The following is a 26775-nucleotide window of genomic DNA, read 5'->3' as shown; positions in this document are numbered from 1 at the left end:
CGAAATGCTAGTTCGGTAGGTCTATATCTTCATCGATTTCGCGCCAGGGAACGCCCATGATTCGCTGGAAGCGCTGTATCACCTTAGGAATGCGGTTCTCATTCGTACTAACCAATGCCAGCGGCGCAAACACACGAGAAGGTCTTTTCAGATTGGCCGTATCGATTGTTGACGCTCCTTCGCGGCCGGAAAACTGCCAGTAGTCGCCGGGTTCGGCGCCTTGAGGGTTAGTTATCTCGAACATATCGTTCCAAACTCGTACAAATGCGAACTTTGCGATGTCGTTGACAGGCTTCTCGAATTCTATCGTTCTGCCATCAACGGTATCGACATTGCCGTGGCTTGTTTCGACAACGTCCTTCACGGCCAACAGCAGGCCGGGTTCATTGAATTTTACATTCTCGTGCGAGAGAAGCTCAACAAAGTCGGATTTGACCGGAATCCAACTTTCGAGAGCTCCGAGCCGGATCGTAATCTCGTTCGATGACGTCTGCGTTTGCCCCGGCAGATTCGCGATCCTAAACAACACGAATGCATTGTCGGTCGAAACTTTCCAGGTGCTTTTTGACCAACCCTCAGCTGAATTCCACTCGACTGAATGGCACTCGACGCGCAACAGCTGGTTTGGGTTCTTCCTGGCCAACTCCTTCAATTCATGCTTATGCTTAGCCTTCCCTGCCAGATTCTTGTCCTCCGGAAACGTGATCCCGGGGGACTCCTGTATCTTGCATTTCTCCTTAAGCCACGAGTTCACCATCTCGTTCACACCGCTGCACCCGGTATTATCGTTCACCCATTCCGACCAATCAAAATGATGCACCCGCCCCATCACTTGACCGCGGGCCGCCACGTCGATCCCCGGAAGAGCAGAATCCAGCAGGCTTTCTTGTTCGGCTGCCGTTACTTCTCTTTCAATGGCTTCAAGATAGACTAGATAGGTCTTTTTTGCTTCCAGAGTGGCCATGTATCCTGGGCCGGAAGGGCAAATTAGCATCAGCCCGTCGATCGTGTACCAACCGCTCCTGAGACCGAGCTGTTTTTCACCATCGATCGGGATGAACCCGCACTCGCCGCCGGCAGGCCCGCCGTGCCGGCCGTAAATCGAACGGGTGACCGCACGCAGGCGATCCAGCACAATCGCCGTTTGTTCGTTCCAGTCGCGATCGAGGATCGGTCGGCCCTGCTGCAGCAGGACGCGCGTGTATCCCTGAACCAAGTTGAAGCTGTCACTCGATATATCTATTCGCATTGGTATGACCTCTACTATGAACGGTGAACAACGCCCGTTCGCGCCTCCATCGGGACATGCTCATTCAGCCTGGTTCTCACGGCGCCTTCAATCTCGGCACTCGCGCTGCTGTTGCAGGCAACGTAGCACCTGAGAAAAACCGGATCGCGGTTGCCATGAGGCGGCTGAATCCAGCCGCGCTCGGGGTCGATAACCCAACCTCCGGCGATGGTCGTATCCGCTACGTTGCCAAACGTTACCAACGCGGCGTCAATTGCGACGGGCGTACCGGGCACCGCTGCCGGGCTCCCCACGGGCGCTGACTGATAAAGACAGATGGCCCGGTCCGTCCCATACAACCGTTCCTTGAGTGCAATCTTCTTTTCTTCAAAGCAGGCCTTGTCGCTCCCCACGAAATCGCTCAGGTAGACGGCCCGCGCAGATTCCAGGATACGCGTCGCGTCCGCGAATTCGTTCGCGGGCGCGTAAAGCTTCTGTTTGTGTCCGTTTTCGCGCACGGCGAGATAGCTCTTGCCGGCGATGGCATGGAGCCTCCAATTTTCGTTAAGTCTCGCACGTTGCGACCGGGCTTCCACCACCACATCGAGCGGATGCCACCGGCCGCGCGCGCCATTGGCATCGACGCGCCGGAGCGTCGCAACTCGCGGAATCAATCCCGGTCCCTGGTCCCTGTGATTGCGGCCAACCAGTTTGCGAAGATCCGGCGTTCCCTGCGACCTCGGCGCGCCATCGGAGCGGACTGACGGCGTCGTAACGACTTCCCTGTTGTTCTCGAACACCGCAGTGTGCCAGCCGGTTATGAAGCTGACGATGGAGCCTAGGACCTCAGGTGTTCCCTTGCGCCGTCGCGCCCAGATCGTCTTTGCGACATCCCTTCGCAAACTCAGCTTCGGAGGAGGATCGGGCGGCGGCACTATCTTCGGTTGGCTGGCATCCTCCTTGGGCTGCAATGGCAGGATTGGCCGATAGCCGATCAGGTCCGCGATGTAGGGCAATGCCTGCGGATCGCAGGTTTCGACGAAGAAGTTAGCGTTGGCTTCCTCAATTTTCTTTTCCAGCAAATCGGCCTGCTGGCCGAACTGCTTCAGCACCTTCTCCAGCGGCTTGCCGTCGATCTGCGAATCTCGATGCCGAACGACAGCCGGCAACAGGCCGTACAAAGCGCCTTTCTCGAAACGAGCTTTGGTCATGATAATTCCTCCGGCACAAGCGTGATGCTGCCTGGGATATGGGGCTGGACAAGCAGAAGCTCTGCGCCCACGAGGCGACTGTCCTCGCAAACTCCCTCGGAGGCCTCGATGCAGGACTGACGCTGCCGGCGCGTCACCGGATCCGGATCATACCGTTGGAAACAGTCAATTGTAGCGAACTCCACGGTCTTGACCGATTGGATTGCGGCAAGCGCCGCGCTCGCATGGGCAGGTTGAGCAAGCTCTCGACGCTGGAACCCGAAAACGTCGATGAGCGCCGCGCGAACCATCGCCTCGGTGTCGTCCCACGATACGCCGGGCCGCGTCTTGACCCTGGCCACAATCGAGATCGGGCACAGAACGCCCGGCACCACAAACACCGCGGTGGCGCCGTCCTGGTGGTTTGTCATCGCGGCCTGTAACGCCTTGCAGGGCGTGCTGTTCGCTTCGAGCGGGACAACACCATCGCTGAGAATGCTGACGACGACGATCGTGCGAGAACGAACGGATAGGTAGCTGACCTTGGCCTTGACGATGCCTGGATAGACCCGCGCCATATGGAGGAAATCACCCTGCGAGACCAGCCTATCGAGGGCAACTGTCGAAAGCGGTGTATTGGACCTGACGAGACTGATCGGCTCGCGGTCGGACCCGCCGGAAGCCCGGGTATTGGATACCTCCTGGACACCGAGCGGGTGATCGACCGCAAGCTTCAGCCTTTTTGGCGCAATGTTGCCTGCTCGGCCAACGCCGATGCGATAGGTGGCCTCGACGTTTTCCCGGCCTGTCGGCAACCGTGCTCCGGCAACTCCGTTGCCGAAATATACGCGTGCGGTAGCCATATCGTCGATCCAAAGAGAGAAAACCCGCTCCCCATGGCTGGAACGAGCGAGTGTATCCACGCACGTCCATTCCTCGTCGCCCACGGTCACACTCAGTTCAGGCCTGGCTCCGGGAAACGTCTGAACCGGAAGCTGCGTCAGCGGACTTCTGGTCAAGCCAAACGACTGGTGCTCGCGCGAGCCGGCGCCGCTGCCGAGCACCTCCCTGTAGGTCTCGCCGTGCGTCGCCTCGACGACGTTGCCGTAGATTCTGATCGATCCCGGGGCGTATGAATATTTCAGTTTCTCCTTGAACGTCAGCGTTGTGCGCTTCGACCGGGCGCCCTGGTGCGCTGCTTCCTTTCGGACATCGCCATAGGGATAGGGCGGATGGGATACACTCAAAACCGTCAGGAGCTCCGGCTCCTGGCCTTCCGCAGGCTCGTTTCCCTCCGGTGGATCACCGACCAGAATCACCCGCCGTCCCGGATTGATCCCAGGATATATGCCGTCCAGTTCGATAGCGTTGTCAGGTCGGGCTCGCTGCTCCATCTCGGGCGAAGCAGCCATCTTGACGAATTTCGGTTTAACCCCGATCCAGTCGATCGGCTTCTTGCCGATGTGCAAGTCTGCATCATCGAGGTGAACGATCGCGCGTTGAACGACCTCTTCATAAATCTGTCGGGGATCAAGTTTCTCGCTCAGAACGGCCGGCTTCCACGGACGATCCAGTTTGACCCGCGTAATGTCGCCGGTCATTCCATAGGCAGTACGCGACGTCAGTTGCACCGCGGACACACTGTAGAACTCCAGATCCTCTCCATGAACCGACCGGCCGGGAATCTCGATGCACAGCCGGCTCGACGGCACGACGCTTGGCTGGTGCCCCTCGAGATCAATGACATCCAATTGCGTTTTGTCCTCGTCATCGATGGCCCAAGGCTTGTCCCCTTGTTCGGGACGGCGCGGGTCGATCGGGCGGCGCGGAGCGCTGTGCCCGAACACCATGATCCGCCTTCGAAATCCGATGACCTTGATCGGCTCGTCAACCGCATCGGCCGCAAACCCGGACGCGAGCGCCTTCAAGGCATTCCCTTCGATCCACGACTGGCCCTTCATCTGCATCTGATAGTAAGCGTCTGTGCTGCTCGCCCCGATCGCCGGCGGTGGCGGGCTCAGGGGCTCTGTCTGCGTTTCTTTCTTTTTTTCAGACACCGGAAACGCACCCATCTGGCCGTAGCGCAAGGTGACGGATGCCGTCGTTTGGTCCGCCTCCCGGTTCACGTCGATTTTGCTAACCAGGAAATAGATGTCGCGCTCACTTTGCGTAGTCAGCATCAGATCACCGGGCTTGAGGCCGGTCATGGTCCCGCGAAGATAGAGGGTCAAAGTCGCAGGAGAGACTGGAAAGTCTGTGGTGGTCGCAGCGCGGATTGCATTCCAGCTCGACCGGGCAATCAGGTCCTTGCTGGTCTCGAAGGTCTGCGGTTCCTCGTCGGGCTGGGGAATAGCCCTGATCTTGCTGCGGGCCGGGATGCGAACGTCGCGCATCACGCTTTCATCGATGGTGTAGTAGACGTAGCAATTGGCGGCGAGACCCCAATCGGGCGCATAGCCTACCATTCGGGCAAGTTCGAATACCGACCGGTCCTCGACGGCTGTTCCAATATAGCTCTCGTTGATCAGCCGCTCCTGATAAAAGCCGAGCACGTCGGCAACAGTCTTCCAGGCCTGCAACAACGCCTTGGTTGGATCGGAGATGACCAAACTATCGGTACTGATTTCTGCGGCTTCAGAAGGGGGTCCTTGATCGACGATTTGCGGCCGCACCGGCGCCAGCATGGTCCCGATCACCCGAGGAGGCTGCAGCGGTTCACTCTCGTTTGCGAAGGTGCTCATGGCCCAACCGTCTCAATTGGGGTGACGTCAAGATCTGACGGCTTCAGCACAGCAATTTCCTTCGGTCCGATTTCGATCTTGTCCGTCGGCGAAGGCGTTGCGTCGTTCCGTGGCAAGCGATCCTTTCGCGCGAATTCGACCTGCTCAACGCTTGCGATCCCCGGGATCGCATGGAGAAGCGAAGCGACCTGGCTCCAATAGATCGACTGCCCGAATGTCAGCTTGTCCGGATCAAAGAACGATTTTCCTTTATCATCAATGAACTCTCGCTTGACTTGGGCCACGACGGTATCCTTCAGGTAGCTCGGCAGTAGTGTCACCTTCAAGCGGATCGTCAGGTCGACATAATCGGGAGCAGCCACGATGACATCGTGATTGATGCGGCGGACCCCCCCCAGCCGCTGCAATACGCGCTCTTTGAGCGCCTTCCATCGAGCCCACGCTTTGGGGTCTGAAGTTTGATTCGGTGCCTGTTCGCCCTTTGGATCGATGGCCACGCGGACGACTCGGCGAGTGCCCTCTTGCATGATTGTGGCAACAGCGTTTGCAACACCGCTCACACCGCGCGCAAACTCTGCATAATCGTCAGCGGATATCGCTCGATGCTGATGAACCCGCATATCCCCCGGCGCGAGCAGACGTGCGGTCGCCGTCGACTCCGGTTCAGTTCCGCCGACGGCGCTCATCGGGTTGGTCACCGCGATGTTGTTGATGCCACTGGAGGCCGCTCCGTTCTTCAGGATCACCCGCCTGATTGCGCCCGCCGAAACGTTTCCGGCTGCGCCGTTTCCAATGCGATACGTCGCTACGAAATTCGTACCGTCCGGTGGACTTTCTCCGACACCGGCGCCATCGCCAAAGCGAATCCATGCTCGTCCGCCATCATCGACCTCAACGCAAAAATGCCGATCGGTCGGCAAACTCTCCAGCAAATCTGCTTTGACCCGCCCCCAGGGTTCCTCCTCAATCGCCAGTGCAACCGCCGGCATCGCCTCGTGCGGATTTTGGACGACCATCGCAGCCGCACTGTTCGCCGTCGTCTGCGGCGGCACGCGATGCGTCAGACCGCGCCGCGACAGCGGTCCTGCCGCACCGGCCTTCACGGTCAGGTTCGGACCGCCTTCCGATACGGAACGACCATGGTCCACGAGGACAATGTTGCCCAACGCGACAAATTTGTTGAGACCGGCCATGGAGGCGGGAATGGCGTCGTCGATATCCCACGTGATCGAATGGGTGGCTGATTTTCCCCTGGCGGCCCTGCATCCCGTGAGCGCGACGGCATGGTAGCGAGCGTCAGACGAATTCCCACCTGCGCCAGCGGTTGTTCCCTTCAGGATAAGCACAGTTCCCGGCTTCAGAACCAGACCGTCCGCCAGCGTCACCTCTCCGTCCGTAGCGCCTTCTTCGAACTTGCCGGTGATCGCAATCTCGTTGAGACCGGAATCCAGACTGATCTTCTCGCTGCCCACGGGCTGAAAGATCTCGAAGCTGGTCTCCGGCAGGACCGTCAAATCGCTCTCGGTGAGAAGCGGCAACTCCGCGCCGGCGCGATCCCCGATCGCCACGAACATCACGCCGTGAGGATCGAGGCTGACTTTTCCACCGCCCTGCACCTCGCAATGAATCCATGCGCGCGCATTGCAGCCCTCGTGGAGAACGTAATCCAGTAACCGCGCGTGCCGGCGGACGGAAATCCGCTGACGCGCGGTGCCAAGATAGGCTTCGGTAGCGACCGCATCCTGATAGTAGCTGAGATAATCGGCGACATAGGCGAGCGCCTCGACCAGCGCAATCCCGAGGTCAGGCGCATGTCTCTCTTGCCAGCCAGGCAGCGTGGCGGAGAGCCGATCCAGCATCAATCGCCGGAAGCTCTCATAGTCCTTCGCCATGTAATCGATCAAGGGCTGCTGTTCTGCCACTCTACCTTCTCCACCCATTCCGCACAGGTCGAATTCGCTTTAGACGGCGGTCCGGTCGAAACGCTCGGTCCTCACCACGGTGTCGCGTGACAATTGGTACTCCACCAGCACGCGAAGCGTCGCATCTTCGGCCGTCACTTCGAGTCTTCGCAGCGATATGACGTCCCCCATCCATCGATGGATTTCCGATTCAACCAATGCCTGCAGCGTAGCCACCACTTCCGTACTCTGCGGCGCGAACACCATCCGCTGGATGCCGCACCCGAAATCGGGACGGTTGACCCGTTCGAAGGGCATCGTGAACAACAACTGCTCCAGCATCTGCCGCACATGCGCGGGTTCATCCGCCAGGCCCGTCACCTGATTAGTGTCGAATACATAAGGGAAAGCTATTTGCATGACTTCTGTCCTATGTTCCGGTGGCGCGGATCTGGGTCCGGAAAATCTGCAACGGTGTCCCGTTCGGCGTGCACTGGGATTGGCTGTTGACCAGCACTACATTGTCACCACCGGCAAACAATCGGGTTGCGGCCATCGTCCAGCTCGCGGTCGAACACGGTGGAGAACCTCCGAGCGTCCAGGCCGGAAACTGGCAGCCCGTAACGCTGAAGGTGTTCGATCGAATGACGATCGGATTTCCGCCAACGCTAACACGCGGATAGGTCATCATGGGCTGCGCCGGCCCGAGATGCATGCACTTCACGTCGGCTCCTTGATGCAATATGTAACCCGGCATCTCAGTCCACTCCTTCCTGTTCAACGCACGACCAGTCCATCGCTGTTGATCTTCACTTCGGACGAAGAAATTTCGATCGACATCTTCGGCCCGCACGAGATCTTGATCGAAGATTCCGTCATCACGATTCGCGGACCTTGCTCGCGGCTCGCCGTCTCAATCACCACGGGGTCTCCACCGCTGCCGGCCAGAACCATTCTGTGCCCGCCCGTCGAGTGCATGATCACGGGCAATGATAAAAGTGATGTGCCGCCGCCGAGTGCGCCGCTGAGTTCACCGTCTTTCCACCAGCAACCCGTCCATATCGGCTTGTCGACATCTCCTTCCGCGAATTCGACCCATACTCCGGATCCGACGGGCGGAATTGCATAGAAGCCGTTCTTGCTGCCGGCATACGGGACACAGGCTTCGGCCCAAACCTCCACCGCCGATCCACCCAATGTAATCTGGACCATCAGTCGACCGGCATTTTTCGTATCGGCGGTAGAGACTACCTTGCCCTTGATCTTGCCGTAGTGAGCGCGACCGGTCATATCGCCACCTGTTGCGCCGCTGCGCCCAGACTTTCCCGGGTCAATGTACAGCGCTGCGTATAGTCACCGCGCCGGATCGAATGCGTCGCACGCTTGACATAATAGATGCCGTCCAGCTGCCGTCCCGCACCGCGCACTCCGACGAGACGGCGCGGACGAAGCACATGGCCGTACTCGGCCACATCGATATCCGCGGTGGCTGTCAGCGCGTCTTCCGATCGCTGTGCCGCGGCATTTCCTCCGTCCAGCACGTCCATGATGTCGCCGCCGGTCCGATAGCGCGCCAGCGTCTTGCGGACGATGCCGCGCTGGAAGTCGCGTGCCGGTTGGCGAGCGAGCGTACGGCCGATGTCCAGCAGGGCGCTGACCGGTTGCAAGGTGCGGGACCTCGGATCCATCGCCGTTCCGGCGGAGGTCTCGAGCTTGAGCGCGTCGTAACTGAAATGAATTCTGGCGTTGGAATCGGGGCCCATGTTGACGGTCAGTGCAGGCTGCGGCGTGGAGATCTTTGGCGGCGGCCCCCAATAGGCGGCGTTTATGTTCGGAGCCGCGCCCGGCTCGACATAGAAGACGTGCGCGTAATCCTCCGCCAGCTTCCGCAAATACTGAAGATCCGTTCCGTTCTGAACGGGTATCCGCTCGAGCGGCGACGGCGCCCGGCTGTTGCGCGCCGGACGAATGACGGGCGGGCCGCCAAGAAATCGCTGATATTGGGAGAGAATCCTGAACACCCGCATCTCCGGGCTGAGCCCGACGTGGCTGACGGTCCGCTCTTCGATGTCCATCATCACGCGGATGTCTTCGCCGGTGACGGTCAAGGCTGCACTGCCCGGTTCGCTTCCCGGAGATGCCTGGCGATGGGTGATGAAGCCGTCGATCAACACTTCGTACTGCGCCCCGAATGAGATCTGGACGATCACGCGCGAAAACGGCGTCAACAGAGGATGGGCGAATACCGGGCTGTCCGTCGTCAGTATCCCGGCCTTGCGGCCGGCACCGAACGTAAGCTGGAATCCATCATTGCCCTCGTCTCCCAGCTCGATCTGCACATCCTGCAACGCCTCGGTCAGCATCGCGGGAGCAGGCACGGCGATCGTTTCGCCCAGAAAGAGATTGAGGCGAATACCGAGCAGCCTTGACGGATTCCAGCTCATGTCGAACTCATGACGTTTGCTGTCCCGGCATCGGTATCTTGACGACTCGGCCGACGCTGGACATCAGGTCGAACGGATTGAGGCCGTCGTTGGCGTCACAGATCTGCCAAAACAGTTCCGGCGCTCCGAGCGTCGTCGCGGCGATCGTATCGAGCCGCAGACCATCGGTGAGTTGCACCTCGGCGAGCGTGGCGATGTTGTCGCGGGAGGGTACTATCCGCCGGGCCACGTACGAAATGACCCGTCCGTCCGGCCGCCGGTACTGAAGTTTCTTTTGGTTATAATATCGACTGGTGTGCTCGAACATAGCCGCCTCCCTAGACCAACCGTACGCCGCCACCGAGAACGTTTGCCGCATTGACCACGCCGCGCATCGTCGCCAGGCCTTCCTTGGCGACCTGATGGGCAATGAAGGCGTAGTAGCCGGGGCCGCCGTTCGGCAGATCGTTGTAACTCAACACCCTCAATCCGAGACTGACCTTGGCGCGAATCGGATTGAGGTTCGGATCGTGCTGTTCTTCCGTGACCGAGAATTCGGTGAGCCTTACCGGGATGACGCGCTTGAGGCCCCAGACCAGGAACGTCATTGGTGCTGCGGGCGGCAGAATTTCCAGGCTTCCGGCGTTGATCTGCAGGTTGTTCCAGCTCACCAGCGAGCTTTTCGGATAGAGCAGCAGCTCGAGCTGGGCAAGTTGCGGATGAATGCCGACCTGATGCGACACCGCATCCCCCGATGCGAGATAGTCGGTGGCATCGATCTCGATGTCGAGGCGCATGGTCTCGATCGGCGCGCCCTTCAGCCGCGCATAGTCGGTGGTGTCACCCGCGCCCTCCGCCATGAACTGCGGCTGCAGCGTGCGCGTCATGCTTTCCGGATTGTATTGAAACACGATTGCGCTGGAGGCCGAATTCTGCAGCTCCATCACCACGAGCGCGGCCTTGCGGAGTTTTGGGGATGCGGAGAGGCCGGTCATTTGCAACTTTCTCGTTGGGCGCACATCGTTCATATGCATCAAGTGCTACGCAGGTCGATCAAAAATCCACTAGGTCTTCCCAGAGAAGTGAGTGGCTCGATAGTTTTTTCCATCCTTTCCTTTTCTGTCACAACATTCGCACTCAAAGACAGATACATCCGGCTCTACAACCTTCGGCTTGCCGCCCAATGATTGGATCCGTACTTGCCGATGCCACGCCTTGCCTCCTGCTCCTTCGCAGTCAGAAATGCCCAGACGCGAATCTAAATTCTTTGGAGTGTACTTTTCCCAATGCCCTACGGCCTTAGCCCCCGGTCCATACCTCCTGATCAGGAAATCGCTAACCACTTTCTCGCGGTCCGATAAATCCGCGTAACAGTTCATCGGCACTAAATCGTATTTGCTTTTGCATTCTTTGCGCTCAGGCGTTTCTTCATCCTCATCAACGCTGGGACTTTCCGTAGGCAGCGCGCTTTCCTCGCGCTCAACGCCTTGTTCCTCTTGGGAGGATTCTTCTCTCAAGGCGGCAGCTTCCTCGACAAGCGAATCCCACACCTGGATCATGTCCCACACCATCCAAGCTGCGAAGCCGAGCTCCAAGAGCTGACCAATAAGCGGCACCGTATTGGTCACCAATGAGGACGCAATCACAACTCCGTATCGCTTCGAGAGCACCTTCAGTAGGGACTTCAAAGCCGCACTCTCAACACGTTTCGCGGCCGCCTTCTCGGTTACCTTTGCGACGAGCCGCAGCTCTGCCCCTGCGCCTCTGGCAACCGTGCGTAATTCAGGCGCCGCACTCCCCGAAACAAGGCGTAATCCCGATCTACCACTAGCACCCACCTGCATTCTCGAGCTGGCAGAAAGCAGATCTGTAGCCGCTTGACGAAGCGTGAATGCACCTCCGGTTATCCTCGCTCGAGTCCGAAAATCGTCTCCAATTGAAACATTTTCAGCCGCTGCTCTCGCCTCATCTTCCGCTTCACGCGTTCGCGCACCATCGATCACGAGGCTCTCGGTCGCCAAATCGTCGTGATTGTATTGCGTGACGTGCGCGAGCTCATGAGCCAGAAGGCGGCGCCCTTCGAATCCGATGGGCTCATATGCGCTTTCAGAGAATGCAATGTGCCCCCCCACCGTGTACGCCCGCGCATTCACCGCCCGCGCCGATTCCGCCGCGCGGGCGTCCGTGTGCACGCGCACCGTACTGAAATCATGGTTAAAGCGCTGCTCCATGAACTCCCGCGTGCCGCGGTCAAGCGGCTGGCCGGGGGACTTCAGGACGTCGTAGACGATATCGGGCACCTCCGCCGGAGCGTGCTCCTGCACCGCCGCGCGCTGCAGCACGCCCGCTTTCTTTGTGCACTCCTTGCATTCGCACGCGGACTTCACCGCGGAACGCTGCAACGCGCGCGCTCCCAGTTGGTGCGAGGAGGTCGTCGGCTTGCGCGCCATCGCGCTTTGGGCACATGCGCTCATCGTTTCATCGCCTCGTAAATTCGCTTTGCCACATCGCGCGCCAGGCGCGCCTCCTTGCTCGCGCTGCCGCTCGCCGCGTAACCGCTGGAGGTCAGCATCCTGGCAGGTGCGCCCGGAAAAGTCCGGGTGCCGCCGCCTTCGATCATCGCTGAAAGCTGACGTTCAACGGCAGCCCTCAGTGTCGCCGGGTTGATGCGCTGTCCGGCCGCCGCGTCGATCACCAGGCGGTCGATGCTCAGTTTCACCGTCATGTCTGATGCTCCGATTCCAGACGAAAGTCGGCCTCGTTGATCGGTAGGCCGAGTTTAATGAGTTCGTTGCGAGCGCAGCGGAGGATCATTTGCATGTCCACCTTCCTGTTGCCGCTGGCGGCAGCGCAAAAGGCCGCGTTCAGCGCCACCGACTGAATGTTACCGCCGGACAAGGCCAATCGTCCGAGACGTTTCGTGTCGAGTTCCGCCTTGGGCGTAGCGGTCGGAAATACGTCTTTCCAGATTGCAGCCCGCTCCTCGGTGCCCGGATAGGGAAATTCGACGATGAAGCGAAGCCGGCGCATGAATGCCGAATCCAGCGCCGCCCTGCGATTGGTCGCCAGAATCACCAGTCCGCGATAGGACTCGATGCGCTGCAGCAGATAGTTGATCTCGATGTTGGCGTAGCGGTCGTGGCTGTCCTTTACCTCGCTGCGCTTGCCGAACAGAGCGTCAGCTTCATCGAAGAACAGGATTGCTCCGCCGTCCTCGAAGGCGTCGAACACACGGCGCAGATTCTTTTCGGTCTCGCCGATATATTTGTTGACCACGGAGGCGAGGTCGATGCGGTACAGATCGAGCCCGACAAGCTGCGCCACGACTTCCGCGGCCATGTTCTTGCCAGTGCCGCTGCCGCCGCAAAACATCGCGCTGATTCCGAGACCGCGATTGGCCCGATCGGCAAAGCCCCACTCCCGGTAGACCGTCCACTGGTGCCGGATCTGCTCTGCCAGTTCTTCGAGCAGCCTTTTCTGCTGTGGCGGAAGCATGAGATCCTTCAACGTCGCCTTGGCGTCGATCCGCTCAGCCAATCCCGAAACCCGCGGCCGCGCCGCCTCGCGCGCGCCGCGCCAAAGCCCCAGGTCGCTGTCAGCCCCTGCCGCGCTCCGCAACTTCGCCTGTGCCACAACGCGTTCGATTGTGACGAGATCGAGGTCGAACTGGCCGGCGAGGCGATTGGCTTCGTCGCGCCGTTTTGCCCCGATCAGACGGATCCAGGCCGTGCGCTGCTCGGACGTGGTGGGCTTGCCGACGAGTTCATATAGACTCGCCTGGTCGATACCGTGCACCGGCTCTGCCGTCGCCAGAAAGACAAGCACATCGTCGAGCCGGTCGAGGAAACGCGTCAGCGACGCCGGCATCGGCGGCCGGTGCTCGGCGAGTTCATCGTCATTGTCAACATACACGGCAGCACCGACAAGAATCGATTCCCGGAGCAACAATCGGCAGAAAAGGTCCTGTTCGCTTCCGAGCTCGGATACCGAGATCGCGGAAATGCGCCACAGTCCGTAACCGAGATTTCTCGATACTTCGGCTGCGATTTGCTTCTTGGCCGAAAGGGGAGAGCCCAGCAGCTGAACCAACGGCCGTCCTGGCGTATTCTCCTCTGCAACCACGAACGAGTGCATTCGATCGCATATTTCCCTGTGCGAAGGCGCAAGCTCACCGGCAGAGCCAGGCGCAACAGGCCTGATCCAGTTCGCCACCCGATCGTCGAGATGGTTGAGACCTTTGAGATAATTGACGATCCTCTCGTCGGCCCTCAAGGCGCTGCTGATCAGCGGCTCGTTTGCGGCCTGGTGAATCTCAATTAGACGCCAGTAACGGAGTGCACCGGACGGCGCGAGCGCCTCCCAGGCCGGGTTGTCGAACACGCGCATGGCGAGGGCGAAGGTCGGATAGGGCTTGCCTTCGCCGCTGGCAGCCGCACACAACGCGCCCATCCCTGCATCGAGCGCGCTCGCCGCGCACAGCAGAAGGACGTCCTGCTCGAACGGAGACAAGTTCAGCTTTCGAGCAAGTTGGACCAACGCCGGAACATTTTGGGTTTTCCTTGCTCTCTTCTCCAGTGCAATGCGCGGGTCGGATGCGACGGCGGCCCTCGCCTTCGCAGCACCTTTCGACCGACCCCCGTCCGCTGGAGCCAGCGCAACCAGTCGTCCGCGCACCCAGGCAACAGCGCTGGCGAGAAAGGCGGTGTTTTCGGCTTGCCAGGTTGTGACGTCGGGCATGATTACGTCACCGTAATCACGTTGAGGAATGGTTGTTCGAGGTTGGGAGATCCGTCCTCCGCATTTGAATTCACGCCGAAACTATCGACGCCATCGACGCGAAGCCGGATCGGAAGCGGTCCCTTTGGCGGCTTCAGGCCCTCCAACCTGAAGATCAAGGAAGAAACGCCTTCCGCGGGTTTTGTCGTCGGGAGAAGCTGTCGTTCGCCGAAAATCAACGCGACCACCTGATTGCCGACGAGGGGTGGATCGAATGTAACACTAACATCATCGGGAATCGTGATGCTTTTGGTGGACGAGATTATTTTTGGCGCCACCGAGAACGGAACCGCGTTCGTTAGATAGGTTTGACTATCTTTCCGCTTGATTCTGAGCGCAATGCTGCATGGCCCGGCTGGTATCTTCACTGGCTTATCGCCGGATTTCGTTTCCGATAAATCCACAACTAATGCGCCACGGTCGTTAGTGGTGAATTTGTCTATCACCATAGGTTTTTCAGTATCCGGCACCGGATGCCGCAGTGACTCGATAACCACGGCATCGACCTTGGACAGCCCCTGCCCATAAATAAAGATGGTATCGTCTATCTCCGCGGCGGCTCGGCCGGGTCGCGAACCGCGTCTGAGCCATTCGTCGAACTTCTTTTTTCCAATTTCGATGCGCTCAATCTCCGGCAACGATTGCAGGTTCGGCTGGACCGCTATCGAGTCCGGGCTCCCGGTACCGCGCCTGAGCACCGGCGACGCCGAGCGGACCGGCCGTTCGCTTTCAATGAGCACAACCGAGACTTCGTAGGCGACGGAGAGCTTACGCGGCTTCAGCACCCCGGCCCACAGTTTCTCCATTTCATCGAGTGAAAGCGGATGCATCGTGATACGTGCTCGCTCAAATGGGGCAACTGCGCCTTCACCGGGATCAAGAAATGGATCATCGTGCAACGCCCGCATCCCGGCACCGAGACTTTTTTGAGCAACCGCCTGTTCGGCCGACGTCGCAGTCAGGAGATAATGGAGATCAAGGGCCAACGGCGCCTGATAAGGTTCTCCGGGCTTGGCCTTCCATGGAACGTCCATGTTACGCCAGTTCGCATTTGGCGAGATTTGATAGAGATGCAGATTGAGCGCGTTGTCGTGGTCCGCCGGCGGCAAATCATCCAACCGGTTGGTCGACACCCATACCTTGCTTGCTGCAGATAATTTGGCCCGCAGCTTGCCTGTAACCGTGGCAATTGCGTCGGCGTTACTCATGACGTCCCCCCGCGCAGGCGCCGGTTCAGATACTCCTTCAGATCCATGCGGGGCGATTGGGCGCGTCTGACAGCGGCCGGAGGTGCCAACCGCTGTTCCCGAATCTCGATCCTGCCGACATTGACCTGCACCGAGGGATGCGCATCCTGAACCATCAGATCAGCCGGAGTACCGCGGCCGCTCCGGTCCGGCGCGGATTGTGGACGGCCGACGTGCGCTGAAACGACAGGCAGGCGGTTTTTCTCCTGGAGTTCGGAAGAAAGAAAGACCGTCTCTTCCTGGTGAACGTCTCCGGTCGCTTCCTTGAGCTTTATCGCGTTCCTGAGTTGGGGCTGGATCGCAATTCTTGCTCGACCTCCTGTTACCCGAGGAAGCTCCTCGGCGCGCGCCTCGGATGGCGCATCGGTCGGGGCACGCGCGGTCGAGTTTGCGGGGTTCGACGCCAACACGACGGTCGTTAAGCCAGCATGCGGTGGCGTGGTGGGATCAGGGCGATCCGTCACGGTTGAGGCGGCAAGCTGTGAGATTCTCGGAACATTCCGGGCGGCGTTCGCTTCATTCGTAGCCGACCGGTGCACGGCATTGGCCGGCGCGCTATCGAGAACGGACTCAACCTCATCGGCTGGTTTGATCCGCGAATCTGCCTCCGCGCCGAGGCGCCGGAGGCCCTGATCGACACTCTTGAACTTCGGTCGTTCAGCCTGGCCCGGTTGAGCGCCGGGAACGGGTGCCGCCACGCTGGCGACGTCACTGCGATCCGCCGCCGAATCGCCCGTCAGGACATTTGACGACGGCCGCGCCTGCTGCGGCCGATCTGCTGTTGGAATCGCCGACACGCCGACCGTGCGCCTCGCTGCATCGCCACGATTTGCAACGCGCTGCTCCAATGCGTAAATCTGCAGAGCCATTGCCAACGCAGAACGATCGTCGCGAGAGAACTTTCCCTCGGGATCGGCTCTATAAGAGTCGCCTTCCCCAGCTTCCGCCGACGCCTGGATCGCATCGACGGTGGTCCCGGGTTGATTGACGGCATCCCCCACAGCGAACTCGCCCTGGTCGCGCGTTGCCGCGGCTTCTGCAATATGGCGGCCGGAATCGAGGCCGTCCGCGGAGCGCGGCGAGCCATACAGCACCTCTCGCCTGGCGCGGATACCGATTTCGGCGCCGATCGCCTTCGCTCCGAGCATGGCAAAGTAGTTCCTCATGCCCCGATCATCCCAAGATAATGCTGGCGCCGCGCAGCGCTCAATTGAAGCACGTCGCGTTCGGTCCAGCCGTAGGCACGCGCCAACAGATTGACCTCGTGCAGAAGTCTCCGCGCCCATCGATCGACATCGGCCCAGAGAAGACTGGCGATATCGAACAGACTCGGCCAAGCATGTCCGCATTGCGCGCAGACAAGATCAAGCCAGACCATCGCGAGCGGGTCGCGCCGCTCCATTTCCCTGGCCAGCAATTCGACCAGATCCTGTGGAAGATTTTCCAGTTCAACGCTTCCGTCGCGCCCCTGAACATCGATGACGCAACGACCAACAATTTTCGCCCAATATTCATCCGGTTTCGAGGCAAGACCGGGGAGCGCCATCAGATCGGTGGAGTCGGGTACGCGAAAGTGCACCTGATGATGCGGCGCTTGCAGCCAATGGTCATTGGCCGCGGGCTCACCGGCCTGTTGCAGGAGGTCACCGGCCGATACGGTAAACTCGAGTTCAGCTCCGCAAGCTGGGCAGGCGGTCAGACAGTCCAGGCTGTCCCCGAACAACGCCTGCCGCAGCCGCAACAGGCGGGCATCGCGAATACCGAGAGGAAGCCTTGCCAATTCCTCAGCATCGGCCTTTGAAAACGCCAGTGACAACAGCGCGATCGGCCGCGCAGAAGGCTTGAGCGGCAACGCCTGCTCCCACACTTCCAGTAACGCGACCGGCGCGACCATCACCTACCCCACCATCACGTAAACGACGTCTCGGAAGGCTCCTTGACCTCGGAGTCGCGGTCCCACCCCTCGTTCTCGAGTTTGAGATGCTGAATCGCGACCGCGTTGGTGTTGGCGTCGAGGTCCGGAAGCGCTTGGAATTCGGAGACCCAGCAGCGGAACACCTTGTAGGCGATGGCGAGCTGCCCCGCCTCGTTGTAAAGCTCGATGAGCAGATCCTTCCGGAAATCCTTCAGCGAGATTTCGGAGCCGAGGCCCGCGCCCTGGTGCCAGATCTTCTTGGCCCAGTTCTCGAACTCCTCGTCGTGGGTGACGCCGCGCTCCAGTGTGATCGCCTCGTAGCTGGTGCGGCCGGGCGACTTGCGGCTGGCGCTGGGATCGCCGCCTTCGCGATGCGTCACCACTTCCGTGGTGCGCTTGAGCCCGCTGATCTTGCTCACACCGGCAACATACTTGCCGTCCCACTTCACGCGGAACTTGAAGTTCTTGTAGGGATCAAACCGTTTCGCGTTGACGCTGAATTGAGCCATGTTCGAAATCTCCTTACGTTTGTATCTGACCGGCGATCTGCTGCAGCTGTATCACGACGAACTCCGCGGGCTTCAGCGGCGCAAATCCAACGTGGATGTTCACGACACCCTTATTGATGTCATTCGGCGTAGTCGTTTCGCTGCTGCATTTGACAAAATAGGCATCGCGCGGCGTCTGACCTTGGAATGCACCCTGTCGAAACAAATCATTCATGAACGCGCCGACGTTCAGACGAATCTGCGCCCACAACGGCTCATCGTTAGGCTGGTGAACCACCCACTTCGTTCCGCGGTAGAGGCTTTCCTCAATAAAAAGCGCAGTACGGCGTACTGGAACGTATTTCCATTCATCCGCCAATTGATCTGCGCCTCTCAGTGTGCGTGCGCCCCATACCACTGAACCAGCGAATGGAAACGTCCGCAGACAATTGAGACCTATGGGATTGAGTTCGCCGTTTTCGGCGTCGGTGAGATTGACTTCGAGCCCGAGGCTTCCAGCAATAGTCGCTTCCAAGCCCGCAGGCGCTTTCCACACTCCTCTCTGCGTATCTGTGCGGGCGATAACACCGGCAACGGCTCCGCAGGGAGCAAATGCTTCTACGTGCCCGTCGCGAAACGGATTAGATTGCATCAGCCTTGGAAAAAACATGGCCGCGTTCTTACTCGCGACCCCCGGGAATGCATCGCTACCGGTGGAGCTAAATTGAGTTCGGGCGAATGCCTTGGCTTCGCTACCACTCCAGTTGCTCGGCGAATCGATCAAAAGCATCGCCCTGCGGCGTTCGCAGTATGAAGCTACTTCACCAAGAACGCTCTTGTCGATATCGAAATTAATGCCGTCAGTTGGGCTATACGGGGGAATGCAGAGCAGATTAAACAGATCGGCCTGTTCGAGAGCGTAAAGTCCCTTTTTGTTTGCTAGTCCCCCGACGGGCAAGATGTTCTCTGCTTCGAGATGCGCTCCATCGCTTACCTTAATGGCAATGTTACGCTCGCTCTTCAGTTTATCTTCGGCCTCCGAAATTTGTCGCTTCGCAGCATCGAGTTCGCTCGCGGCGTTGTCACGGGCATTCTTTACGTCTTTCGTTTCCTGCTTAGCCTCTTGGGGATCATCCTTCTTTGCGACCTCGAGGGCCTTATCCCAAGAGTCGAGTTCGCGCTCTTTAGCGTCACAATTTTGCTTCGCCTTGTTGACCTCGGTTTCAGCAGACGAAATCACATCCAACCCTGGCGAGAGAACGGGAGGATTAGCAGGATCAAAGCCGTCATAGCGGATCAAATTGGATTGAGTCGCGAGGATTCGGTCAACTCGCCGCGAACTCTCCTTGACCGTGAGATTCAAGAAGCGTTCGTGCTGTGGGCCGACCTGCACTTCAAGATTAAAGAGGTCCGCAGAGGATGGCACGCCAACCTTGTCAGCGATTTCCTTGGACCCATTCTCTTGGTCAATCTTTATGCGAATCTGCGCCCCCCACTTACCTTCTGAGGCTGCCGTGAATGTCATATTCCCGACGCGTATCTCAGCTTTAGAGCGTGGAGGCAGATCGGCCACGCCAGCATCCCGAGCCAATGCGTTTTGTTTCTTAGCTTCGGTTTCGGCAGCTTCCTTTACCATTGCCACATCAGTACCCGCTATCGCTGCCGCAGTGACCGCATCAATCACAGGCCCCGCGCTCGTCCCCGCAGGACTGCTGTTGTCCTTCTTCAATTCGGTGGCCTTGTCCTCGACGGCTTTCCTTGCGGCAGCAACGTCGGCGCCCGCCGCCGCATCAACCAAGAGCTTGAGTTTCTCTTCTATGAATTTTTGATCTTCCGCCTTGGGATTCGCAGCATACTGCGCGGCTACATTGACCGCAGTAGTCACCTTCTCCACAGTCGGCGATTGCGTCACAGCCTCCGCAGCTACGACCACCGCCTTGATAGCCGCAATCGCACCTTGATTGGTCCTGTACTTCGGGCTCTCGATCAGCGCTTTAGCTTTGGCCTTGACAGCTTCTTTCGCTTTATCCGCACTGGCAGGAGCGCCCAAGTCTTTGATCTCAGCCATGGCGCTATGAAGATCGCTCCGATCCAACTGTTCTTTGGCTGGCTGATACAGTCGAACAATAATAGCTTGTGCGCCTCCATTGAGGTAGAAATCCCGTACAGCAAAGCTGAGCAGGCTTCCACTCCACAGCCCGCCAAAGATGCGCTCGAAATCTCCAAAGCTATTAATCGTTACAGCCGTATCCGTCGGACCTCGCGCGGCGCGTCCGACAAAGGCGGTTATCGAGGTCGCAACGCCCGTGATCGTTCGAACCCCGCTCGGAATTTCTTCGATATAGACGCCCGGATAGGTCAGCGCTGATGGCATTGGATTCTCCTGGAGTTCCACCGTTGGACTGAAACACAATGATCCGCTCGCACGCCGCCGCAACACGCGCACTCGCGGGTTTTCTTCCTTGACTTGGCGCTGTATCCAGCTGGCAGCGGTCTATGCATGTGCAGATTCCGATTTGGCTTGCGCGGCCGGTGGCTGCTCTGGCAGCGCCTTCTCCAGCTTATCCCCAACCGCTTGCTTCAGTTTCTCCAAATCGGATCCTGCCGCCCGCAACGCCCGATCCGGATCCTTGCGGGCGAAGTCAAGTTCGCCGGCACCCCTCACATCCGTATCGGGGCGCAGGTTGAATCGTTTGCAGATAAAGGCCGTCAGGCCGACGCAGGCATCGTAAGCAGCCGTGGGCTTAACAGCCCCGCCGAAACAGAGATTGATCGCCAGCGTAGTCTCGTGAGCATCGAGCTCCCCGGCCGACGTTCTTGTCTCGACGAAGCGGGCTTGTTCGACGATACCGACCCGGCTCGTCAGCGCTGGAACGCATTCAATGATGACTTCGTGGTCGACGAGGAAATGCCCATAAGCCTGGCCTGTATCCTTTGCAGCTTCACGTGCGGTCAGACCAAGCCATCCGGTATCACCGATCACGATCTGGGTGAATCCTGTCAGCAGCTTTCCCGTTCGCGAAGTGACCGGACCGTTGGGCCTTGACTTCGGAATCCACTGACGGACGACTTGATGGCTACCGAACTGCTTCGGCAGGCAATCGAGGATACCGGCGCTGATCTCTAGAGCTCTCATTTCGCGGCGATCCGACTTTGGATGAATGCTGTTGCTTTCTGAACCAGGGTAGAGATCTTCCCCACGCCCAGCGTTGCGGCATCAGCGACGAAGTAGCCGAAAACAACAATACCAACCGCGCTCATTTTTCCTGTAATCAAGGGCGCGGCCGAAATCCCGGCAACGATTGCCGCGATCGTCACTGTCACGAGCAGGCTGGGAACCAACACTCTTGGCCTGCCTTCATTCAATTGTCCTGTCGGCCACTCACCGCGCCACCATAGTTGGATCAATAAACCAATAATCCCCAAGACCGCGCCGTACGCGGTGTCTTTTGTGAGATTGTCCCTGACATTGGCCAGGCATTGGAACGGGTCCTTCACGCACGTTACTATCCCGCTGAAGATATCGGCCAAGGCTGGCTGCGGAGCAGGAATGAACTTGGAGATCAGAGCGAAGACAAGCAGCCAGAACAGAAGTCCAGCAAAGAACCCAAGAATTCCTTCCCTTGTGGGCATCATGCTTTGTCCTTGTTCGGTTGCGCCGCGCTTTCATTCGGCGCCTCCATGGCAGCGACAGAGCCAGCTGACTGTGCAGGCATTGTTTCCGTCAGCGGATCCGCGACTGCAATCATCGGCGATGGTGCATCAGCTTGAGGCAGTGTCATCAGGGTCTCGCCCCTCGAGCCCTTTAGTTCTGTGCGCCTGACCACGAAGAAAATGCCGGTCGCTGTGACAACAAACGCGATTATAGTCGCCCATGGCCTCTGAGTGCCGAAGGCAATGCCAGCGAGATAGGCGAATGCGAAGCAGATCGGCAGCGCCCCAAGCGTGATCAGAGCGGCGCCCGAGCTTGCCTTCTCTCCCACTCTGTTCAGGATCCGATTGCTGTAAGGAAACTTGTCCGACAGTTGATCGTAGGATTGAAACCTGACCAGCGAGCGGTGCTGACCCAGTAAACCGGCATCTTCGCGCCCGAATGCTCTTTCGCGGCGGCCGAGATCGAGCAACAGCCCGCCAATTAATAAGGCTGAAATAACGGAAACACCATCAGCGGCGTATGAGAGCGATGGGTGCGGCACCCAACCAAACAGCGGTTTGCCGAACCATCCCAAACTCGAGCTCAGACACAAGAGCAGAATTAGCAAGAGCGCCCAAAGCAGTGGCGCAATGAGGTTCGATGGTTGCGCGACGAGCAGCAGCTCCTCGCTCGACATGGTTATGCGCCCATCGCTCGTCTGGAGCACGGCCCGAACGCGGTAGATTCCCGTGTGGCGACCTTCAATTTCGAACTGATAGTCCTTGGGTTCGCCAGCAACATGCTGGGCGTCGCCAATTTCCTTCCGGTCGACCTCAAGCGCTAGTTTTCCGGGTTGGAAACATCTGTTGCCCAATTTGACATTGACGACGACCGGAACACTCTTATTTTCCCTGACGCTCCCGGCAATTGGCTGAAGCGTTACGCGATGCGGCGATGCCAGCGACTTGCCGCAATTGGGGCATGCGACCAGCAGCTCACTCCACAGCGGCACCTTGTCATCGGCAACCCGGCAGTCGCCAAAATTCGTGCACACTATTGATATGGACATCGCGGTCACGGCTTGCCCTTCAATTCGGGTAACGGAACGCCGTGATTGAGACGCAATCGATCGCTTATGAACTCGAGCACGGATTCGCCGTCATCGAAGCAATGCACACCGGGGCCATCGCTTACTTGACCGCAGCCCGCCTCAACTTCCAGCAAAAGGCGAATAGTGCCGTCATTCAAGCGCCACCGCTCGCCTATGAACTCGAGCAGAGATTGACCGTCCTCGAACCAATGCTCGCCGTGGCCATCAGTCACGTGTCCGCGCCATCCCTCAACTTCCAGCCAAAGGTGAATGCTGAAACTCCTTTGGTTTGGCGGCCCTTTTTGGTTGTCCATGGGCGCTCAAGGAACGAGGTGCTGATTTGTCGATTGGCAGGATAGCCGAGCACTCCCACCCGCCCGGCACCTCTCACCAACATGCGTGAAAGCCGGGGGAAACCCGTACGTTACCGACCAGCCACCACTTGATCACCGCAGCGTCACCACCCACGCGGCGGTGGTGATCGGCGGAAACGACCCATCGACGACAGCTTCAAGTAAAGGGGGGCAATCCGGGCGGCAGCCCTCGACGCGTCACTGGAACTCAATGACCTCAGGATCGAATCAATCGCCCTGAAGCTGGCTCCAGCGTGTGGTACGCAACGATTGAAGTCATTCCCGGCAAGATGCAGATCGACGTACTAAAGCGTCTGGTCAATGCGTATACGTTCAACCAAGGCCCGTGTTGTCCTGGAAGGCGCTACACCAAGTTCATCCTTCAGGAGTTGCGTAAGTCGTTCGTACTGACGCATGGCCGCGGCCCGTTGCCCAGATGCAAAATAGAGTTCGATCACCTGTTGTTGAACCTGCTCCTGCAACGGCTCAATCCGGAGCGCCGCCAGACCCGCCGCAAGCGCGTTCTCGATATCCCCGACGGCGGAGTAATGCCCCATCAACCGCCGATGACCGCGCAACAAAAGCAGGCGCAGTCGCTCACGCTCGATCAGCACCCAATTGTCGTACCAGCCGAGCAGGAGATCACCGCGATAGTGGCCAAGCGCGGTACTCAGTCGATGCGCCAACGACGGCTCCAGTTCACCAGGTGGAGCCGCGAGCGCGAGAGAAATTCCGGTCTCGAATGCGACAATGTCAAACCAGATTTGCGATGAAACACAAATTCGCGGTTCGCCTCTGGGTGATACTTCAAGCCAGCTTGATCCGCCGACCTTCAGGGCATTCCGCAGTCGCGACAAGGCCGTCCCGAGACATGACCTTGCACGGGCAGGCTCGCTTGACGACCAAAAGTGTTCGATGAGAACTTCGCGAGGGTGATCAATCTCACGAAACAAAACAAGGTACGCCAAGAACGAAATGCTCTGACGCGACAACGCAATCTCGCTATCGCCTGCCGACACGCGCGTTCGGCCTAAGAACTCTACTGAAACCTGCACGCACTCCCCCACAAAATCGCAGGAAGACGTTATTCAATGCTTTTGACTTTAATATTGAGCCAGACTAATCGTGTCGTGGACACAATGCAATCTCTGAATGTATCCTGTGGTTTTCTGATGCGATGCCGACGGCTTCTGCGGTCGTTCGCCCTCCTTACTGTATCATGGGGCATAAAGGAGGACTCTGCGCCAGTTACTTTCCGTACCCCAATTTGCAGGCGTTTCGCGCTGGTCACGGCGCCGTCTGATACGAATGCTGGTACATCGGCGAAACGCCAGTCCCGGGGCGGACCGGCCGACGGTATCTAACGCCTGCGGCCGCCGGGACTGCCGCGTCCATCTGCCCGCCCGACGCCGCCGCAGCTTGCCTGGCTCGCTTGTTAGCTTGCTGACTTCCTAACTAGTTAGCTTGATAGCTCTCTAGCTTGTCCACTTTGCTGACTTGCTCAATTGCTAGCTTGTACACTTGTTCGCTCGCTGGCTGCCAGCGCCTGAACGCGGCGGCGCCCACCGTGACGCTGGGCGGGACCGCCAGCCGGACGGCGCCGCGGCGCCAGGACAGCCTCGCCAGCGTTCTGAGCACCTTCCTTGCATCAAGCCAGAGCAGACGAGCCGCGGGCTCAAGCGCGGCGGCGGCCTACACCCACCAAACAACCACGAGCGAGCTAAACGACATGCCCGACTCAAAAGCAAAGAAGCCCGTCACGCTTACCCGCGATGAGTTGTATGCACAGGTCTGGACCACTCCGATAAGTCGCCTAGCGGCTCAATACGGGGTTTCCGGCAACGGTCTTGCCAAGATCTGCGGGCGCCTTCACGTGCCCTATCCGCCACGAGGCTACTGGGCCCGGAAAGCGGCCGGCAAGAAGGTCACCCAGGTGCCCCTGCCGGCGATCCGACAGGGGACGTCGGCGCAGGCAACAATCAGCCCGAGCCTGCCGGCACCACCGCCACCCCAAACGCCGCCCGAGCTATTGGAAGCACTCACCGTAGCCCGTCGGCTGACCGCCGGGCTCAAGGTTCCCGGCAAGTTAACCCACCCGCACCGCGTCGTCGCCGGGTGGATCGACGAGCGCCAGCGCTGGCGCGAGCAGGCAAAGCAGACTTCCTGGGACCGCGGCGAATACATGCCGCCTGACTTCACGGCGATGGAGCGCCGCAGGCACCGCCTCCTCAGCGCCTTGTTCATTGCGCTGGAGAGGCACGGCTACACGGCGAAGGTGGATGAACGCGGTCGCCCGACGGTGGAACTCGAAAGGCTGCCGGTCGTCCTTACCATCAAGGAAAAATATCGCCAGGTACGCCGGCTGCTAACCGAGGAGGAGGCAAAACGCAGCTCTAATCCAAAGCGCCCCTGGAGGCGGGAAATGCAGCCCACCGGCCTGCTGCAGCTATCGATCGAACCCCGCCTGCATCCTGCCCTCGCCCAGTCCTGGATCGACACACCCGACCAGTCGCTCGAACGGCAGTTGCCGGAGATCGCGGCCGTCTTCGTCACCGCGGTGCCGATCCTTCAGGAGCGTCGCCGACAATTAGAGGAAGATGCGCAGCGGCGACGCGAAGAGGAAATGCAACGCTACCAGGAGCGCCAGGAGCAATTGCGGGAGCGCAACCGCCTGCAGGGGTTCCTGGAGCTCGCTTCACGCTGGAAGCAGGCACAAGACGCGCGCCTCTTCCTGCAGGCGTTGGCGGCGCGTGCGGCCGGCGAGGCGACCGGACCCGTCGGCGATCGGACAATGGATGAATGGATCGCATGGACGCGTGAGCGTCTTGTCGAGCACGATCCGCTTGAAGCCGGCGCGGGCGCTATTTTTCAGGCAATCGCCGCCATCGATCAATGGACCTATCGCGAGGACCCGCGGCTGCGCTGACACTGCGAGCTTTGCCGGTCCGCCCATAGTCAGATCGCTGACTTGTGAGCGCTCCGGTCGAACTCATCACGCTGCACACCTGCCGCTCTTTGCGTGATAGCTCACGCCCACGCCGGCTGGCTTAATAGCTTGATAGCTTGATAGCTTGATCGCTTGCTGGTTCGATAGATTGTTCTCGTGCCGGCAAACTTGCTTGATAGCTTGCAATGTTGCTGTCGCCACCGGCGGCGCGGGAGGTGTCGAGCCCGCGAACGCTATTCGTAAACGCGAAGTAACCATGTCGCGCGGCGGAGCGGGGCGGAACTTGCAATTCGGAAACAAGGCACCCCATATTCGTCGTGCCGATCGCAATCCCTGCGAAGGCGGCCGCTGCCGGTGCTACCAACACACGACAACGGCCTGACCACAACCGACTATTGAGGAGTCGATCATGGCTAAGAGCCAGTATAACGGCGATTCGCCGTTCCCGTCCCCGTTCTTGGAGCACCCCGGCATGTCCGGCAGCCCCGAGACCATTCCCGTCACGACCATCCCGTTCCCGGCCCTGCCGGCGACCGAAGCGTCGTCCATGCCTGCGTTCTACATCCTGAAGGACAGCGGGGCCATGTACGTCGGCGAGACCGCCCACTGCGTGAGCCGGCTGCGAGACCATGACGTCGACGGCGCGACGACGCGCTTGGGCGAGGCCTCCCCCCCCCCCACCACCACCGCCATCGACTAGCCGGATCGCGAAGCCCGACGTCGGCGACGCGCAAGCGTTGCACGGACCGGTTCGTCTTCCGTCCAGCTCTCCACGCAAGGTCACGGCGCATCAAACGCGGTGTCGACCATTGCCGAAAGGGCGAATGTCGGGACGACCGGGC

At 59.4% G+C, this 26775-nt stretch carries 25 protein-coding genes; 2 read left to right on the top strand and 23 right to left on the bottom strand.

All coding sequences use genetic code 11. The features are described 5' to 3' along the window. Window positions 1-7: 7 nt before the first annotated feature. The 23 genes from JQ641_RS29020 to JQ641_RS38920 all read right to left on the bottom strand — a co-directional run bounded on the left by JQ641_RS29020 (window position 8) and on the right by JQ641_RS38920 (window position 24005). Window positions 8-1249 carry a DUF6519 domain-containing protein gene (locus JQ641_RS29020; RefSeq protein WP_211999288.1) on the bottom strand — a complete coding sequence of 414 codons (1242 nt, stop codon included), beginning with the start codon at window positions 1247-1249 and terminating at the stop codon, window positions 8-10. A 14-nt stretch (window positions 1250-1263) separates the two neighbouring features. Continuing rightward, window positions 1264-2439 carry a hypothetical protein gene (locus JQ641_RS29015; protein ID WP_211999287.1) on the bottom strand — a complete coding sequence of 392 codons (1176 nt, stop codon included), beginning with the start codon at window positions 2437-2439 and terminating at the stop codon, window positions 1264-1266. After that, window positions 2436-5159 (bottom strand): baseplate J/gp47 family protein, encoded by a 2724-nt coding sequence (locus tag JQ641_RS29010; RefSeq protein ID WP_211999286.1) that lies wholly within the window; start codon window positions 5157-5159, stop codon window positions 2436-2438. The genes JQ641_RS29015 and JQ641_RS29010 overlap by 4 nt, the downstream gene beginning before the upstream one ends. After that, window positions 5156-7081 carry a putative baseplate assembly protein gene (locus tag JQ641_RS38770; RefSeq protein ID WP_211999285.1) on the bottom strand — a complete coding sequence of 642 codons (1926 nt, stop codon included), beginning with the start codon at window positions 7079-7081 and terminating at the stop codon, window positions 5156-5158. The genes JQ641_RS29010 and JQ641_RS38770 overlap by 4 nt, the downstream gene beginning before the upstream one ends. A gap of 39 nt (window positions 7082-7120) precedes the next feature. Next, complete coding sequence (locus tag JQ641_RS29000; protein ID WP_211999284.1) at window positions 7121-7480, bottom strand: GPW/gp25 family protein; 360 nt, start codon at window positions 7478-7480, stop codon at window positions 7121-7123. Between the two features lie 10 nt (window positions 7481-7490). Beyond that, on the bottom strand, window positions 7491-7751 hold the full coding sequence (locus JQ641_RS28995; protein ID WP_211999283.1) for a hypothetical protein: 261 nt from the start codon (window positions 7749-7751) through the stop codon (window positions 7491-7493). A gap of 86 nt (window positions 7752-7837) precedes the next feature. Continuing rightward, the gene (locus JQ641_RS28990; protein WP_211999282.1) at window positions 7838-8350 is read right to left on the bottom strand and encodes a phage baseplate assembly protein V; all 513 of its coding nucleotides are present in this window, start codon (window positions 8348-8350) and stop codon (window positions 7838-7840) included. After that, window positions 8347-9423: a hypothetical protein gene (locus JQ641_RS28985; RefSeq protein ID WP_211999281.1), complete on the bottom strand. Its 1077-nt coding sequence runs from the start codon at window positions 9421-9423 to the stop codon at window positions 8347-8349. Before JQ641_RS28985 ends, JQ641_RS28990 begins: the two co-directional genes overlap by 4 nt. 88 nt (window positions 9424-9511) lie before the next feature. Then, on the bottom strand, window positions 9512-9811 hold the full coding sequence (locus JQ641_RS28980) for a hypothetical protein (protein ID WP_211999280.1): 300 nt from the start codon (window positions 9809-9811) through the stop codon (window positions 9512-9514). 10 nt (window positions 9812-9821) lie between these two features. Then, on the bottom strand, window positions 9822-10478 hold the full coding sequence (locus JQ641_RS28975) for a CIS tube protein (protein WP_211999279.1): 657 nt from the start codon (window positions 10476-10478) through the stop codon (window positions 9822-9824). Between the two features lie 69 nt (window positions 10479-10547). Beyond that, window positions 10548-11957, bottom strand: coding sequence for an eCIS core domain-containing protein (locus JQ641_RS28970; RefSeq protein WP_211999278.1), 1410 nt, complete (start codon window positions 11955-11957; stop codon window positions 10548-10550). Continuing rightward, complete coding sequence (locus JQ641_RS28965) at window positions 11954-12208, bottom strand: hypothetical protein (protein WP_211999277.1); 255 nt, start codon at window positions 12206-12208, stop codon at window positions 11954-11956. Before JQ641_RS28965 ends, JQ641_RS28970 begins: the two co-directional genes overlap by 4 nt. After that, entirely contained in the window at window positions 12205-14220 is a 2016-nt protein-coding gene (locus JQ641_RS28960; protein WP_502755006.1) for an ATP-binding protein, read from the bottom strand. Before JQ641_RS28960 ends, JQ641_RS28965 begins: the two co-directional genes overlap by 4 nt. Window positions 14221-14222: 2 nt before the next feature. Further along, on the bottom strand, window positions 14223-15467 hold the full coding sequence (locus JQ641_RS28955; RefSeq protein ID WP_211999275.1) for a Pvc16 family protein: 1245 nt from the start codon (window positions 15465-15467) through the stop codon (window positions 14223-14225). After that, window positions 15464-16672, bottom strand: a complete 1209-nt coding sequence (locus tag JQ641_RS28950; RefSeq protein WP_211999274.1) for a hypothetical protein — start codon at window positions 16670-16672, stop codon at window positions 15464-15466. Before JQ641_RS28950 ends, JQ641_RS28955 begins: the two co-directional genes overlap by 4 nt. Next, window positions 16669-17400, bottom strand: a complete 732-nt coding sequence (locus JQ641_RS28945) for a T4 family baseplate hub assembly chaperone (RefSeq protein WP_211999273.1) — start codon at window positions 17398-17400, stop codon at window positions 16669-16671. Before JQ641_RS28945 ends, JQ641_RS28950 begins: the two co-directional genes overlap by 4 nt. A gap of 14 nt (window positions 17401-17414) precedes the next feature. Beyond that, entirely contained in the window at window positions 17415-17930 is a 516-nt protein-coding gene (locus JQ641_RS28940; RefSeq protein ID WP_211999272.1) for a phage tail protein, read from the bottom strand. Between the two features lie 13 nt (window positions 17931-17943). Continuing rightward, window positions 17944-20283 carry a phage tail sheath family protein gene (locus tag JQ641_RS38155; protein ID WP_249150789.1) on the bottom strand — a complete coding sequence of 780 codons (2340 nt, stop codon included), beginning with the start codon at window positions 20281-20283 and terminating at the stop codon, window positions 17944-17946. A 120-nt stretch (window positions 20284-20403) separates the two neighbouring features. Next, a complete protein-coding gene (locus JQ641_RS28930) occupies window positions 20404-21045 on the bottom strand; it encodes an N-acetylmuramoyl-L-alanine amidase (RefSeq protein ID WP_211999271.1) in 642 nt (213 codons plus the stop codon). Further along, entirely contained in the window at window positions 21042-21545 is a 504-nt protein-coding gene (locus tag JQ641_RS28925; RefSeq protein ID WP_211999270.1) for a hypothetical protein, read from the bottom strand. Before JQ641_RS28925 ends, JQ641_RS28930 begins: the two co-directional genes overlap by 4 nt. Beyond that, window positions 21542-22621 (bottom strand): hypothetical protein, encoded by a 1080-nt coding sequence (locus JQ641_RS28920; protein WP_211999269.1) that lies wholly within the window; start codon window positions 22619-22621, stop codon window positions 21542-21544. Before JQ641_RS28920 ends, JQ641_RS28925 begins: the two co-directional genes overlap by 4 nt. Then, complete coding sequence (locus JQ641_RS28915) at window positions 22618-22947, bottom strand: hypothetical protein (RefSeq protein ID WP_211999268.1); 330 nt, start codon at window positions 22945-22947, stop codon at window positions 22618-22620. The genes JQ641_RS28920 and JQ641_RS28915 overlap by 4 nt, the downstream gene beginning before the upstream one ends. 344 nt (window positions 22948-23291) lie before the next feature. Beyond that, window positions 23292-24005, bottom strand: coding sequence for an AfsR/SARP family transcriptional regulator (locus JQ641_RS38920; RefSeq protein WP_502755009.1), 714 nt, complete (start codon window positions 24003-24005; stop codon window positions 23292-23294). Between the two features lie 710 nt (window positions 24006-24715). Here JQ641_RS38920 and JQ641_RS28905 point away from each other — a divergent pair. Together JQ641_RS28905 and JQ641_RS28900 are read left to right on the top strand one after the other, a co-directional pair. Beyond that, window positions 24716-25912 (top strand): hypothetical protein, encoded by a 1197-nt coding sequence (locus tag JQ641_RS28905; RefSeq protein ID WP_211999266.1) that lies wholly within the window; start codon window positions 24716-24718, stop codon window positions 25910-25912. 430 nt (window positions 25913-26342) lie between these two features. After that, window positions 26343-26633 carry a hypothetical protein gene (locus tag JQ641_RS28900; RefSeq protein ID WP_211999265.1) on the top strand — a complete coding sequence of 97 codons (291 nt, stop codon included), beginning with the start codon at window positions 26343-26345 and terminating at the stop codon, window positions 26631-26633. Window positions 26634-26775: the final 142 nt, after the last annotated feature.

It is taken from the genome of Bradyrhizobium sp. JYMT SZCCT0180 (assembly GCF_018130165.1).
Taxonomy (GTDB): domain Bacteria; phylum Pseudomonadota; class Alphaproteobacteria; order Rhizobiales; family Xanthobacteraceae; genus Bradyrhizobium.
This window is presented reverse-complemented; position numbering and strand designations above follow the sequence as displayed.

What these genes read in the sequence shown, in the direction of transcription:
- JQ641_RS29020 (WP_211999288.1), bottom strand. Translation starts at nt 1,249, where the DNA reads ATGCGAATAGATATATCGAGTGACAGCTTCAACTTGGTTCAGGGATAC.
- JQ641_RS29015 (WP_211999287.1), bottom strand. Translation starts at nt 2,439, where the DNA reads ATGACCAAAGCTCGTTTCGAGAAAGGCGCTTTGTACGGCCTGTTGCCG.
- JQ641_RS29010 (WP_211999286.1), bottom strand. Translation starts at nt 5,159, where the DNA reads ATGAGCACCTTCGCAAACGAGAGTGAACCGCTGCAGCCTCCTCGGGTG.
- JQ641_RS29000 (WP_211999284.1), bottom strand. Translation starts at nt 7,480, where the DNA reads ATGCAAATAGCTTTCCCTTATGTATTCGACACTAATCAGGTGACGGGC.
- JQ641_RS28995 (WP_211999283.1), bottom strand. Translation starts at nt 7,751, where the DNA reads ATGATGACCTATCCGCGTGTTAGCGTTGGCGGAAATCCGATCGTCATT.
- JQ641_RS28990 (WP_211999282.1), bottom strand. Translation starts at nt 8,350, where the DNA reads ATGACCGGTCGCGCTCACTACGGCAAGATCAAGGGCAAGGTAGTCTCT.
- JQ641_RS28985 (WP_211999281.1), bottom strand. Translation starts at nt 9,423, where the DNA reads ATGCTGACCGAGGCGTTGCAGGATGTGCAGATCGAGCTGGGAGACGAG.
- JQ641_RS28980 (WP_211999280.1), bottom strand. Translation starts at nt 9,811, where the DNA reads ATGTTCGAGCACACCAGTCGATATTATAACCAAAAGAAACTTCAGTAC.
- JQ641_RS28975 (WP_211999279.1), bottom strand. Translation starts at nt 10,478, where the DNA reads ATGACCGGCCTCTCCGCATCCCCAAAACTCCGCAAGGCCGCGCTCGTG.
- JQ641_RS28970 (WP_211999278.1), bottom strand. Translation starts at nt 11,957, where the DNA reads ATGAGCGCATGTGCCCAAAGCGCGATGGCGCGCAAGCCGACGACCTCC.
- JQ641_RS28965 (WP_211999277.1), bottom strand. Translation starts at nt 12,208, where the DNA reads ATGACGGTGAAACTGAGCATCGACCGCCTGGTGATCGACGCGGCGGCC.
- JQ641_RS28960 (WP_502755006.1), bottom strand. Translation starts at nt 14,220, where the DNA reads ATGCCCGACGTCACAACCTGGCAAGCCGAAAACACCGCCTTTCTCGCC.
- JQ641_RS28955 (WP_211999275.1), bottom strand. Translation starts at nt 15,467, where the DNA reads ATGAGTAACGCCGACGCAATTGCCACGGTTACAGGCAAGCTGCGGGCC.
- JQ641_RS28950 (WP_211999274.1), bottom strand. Translation starts at nt 16,672, where the DNA reads ATGAGGAACTACTTTGCCATGCTCGGAGCGAAGGCGATCGGCGCCGAA.
- JQ641_RS28945 (WP_211999273.1), bottom strand. Translation starts at nt 17,400, where the DNA reads ATGGTCGCGCCGGTCGCGTTACTGGAAGTGTGGGAGCAGGCGTTGCCG.
- JQ641_RS28940 (WP_211999272.1), bottom strand. Translation starts at nt 17,930, where the DNA reads ATGGCTCAATTCAGCGTCAACGCGAAACGGTTTGATCCCTACAAGAAC.
- JQ641_RS38155 (WP_249150789.1), bottom strand. Translation starts at nt 20,283, where the DNA reads ATGCCATCAGCGCTGACCTATCCGGGCGTCTATATCGAAGAAATTCCG.
- JQ641_RS28930 (WP_211999271.1), bottom strand. Translation starts at nt 21,045, where the DNA reads ATGAGAGCTCTAGAGATCAGCGCCGGTATCCTCGATTGCCTGCCGAAG.
- JQ641_RS28925 (WP_211999270.1), bottom strand. Translation starts at nt 21,545, where the DNA reads ATGATGCCCACAAGGGAAGGAATTCTTGGGTTCTTTGCTGGACTTCTG.
- JQ641_RS28915 (WP_211999268.1), bottom strand. Translation starts at nt 22,947, where the DNA reads ATGGACAACCAAAAAGGGCCGCCAAACCAAAGGAGTTTCAGCATTCAC.
- JQ641_RS28905 (WP_211999266.1), top strand. Translation starts at nt 24,716, where the DNA reads ATGCCCGACTCAAAAGCAAAGAAGCCCGTCACGCTTACCCGCGATGAG.
- JQ641_RS28900 (WP_211999265.1), top strand. Translation starts at nt 26,343, where the DNA reads ATGGCTAAGAGCCAGTATAACGGCGATTCGCCGTTCCCGTCCCCGTTC.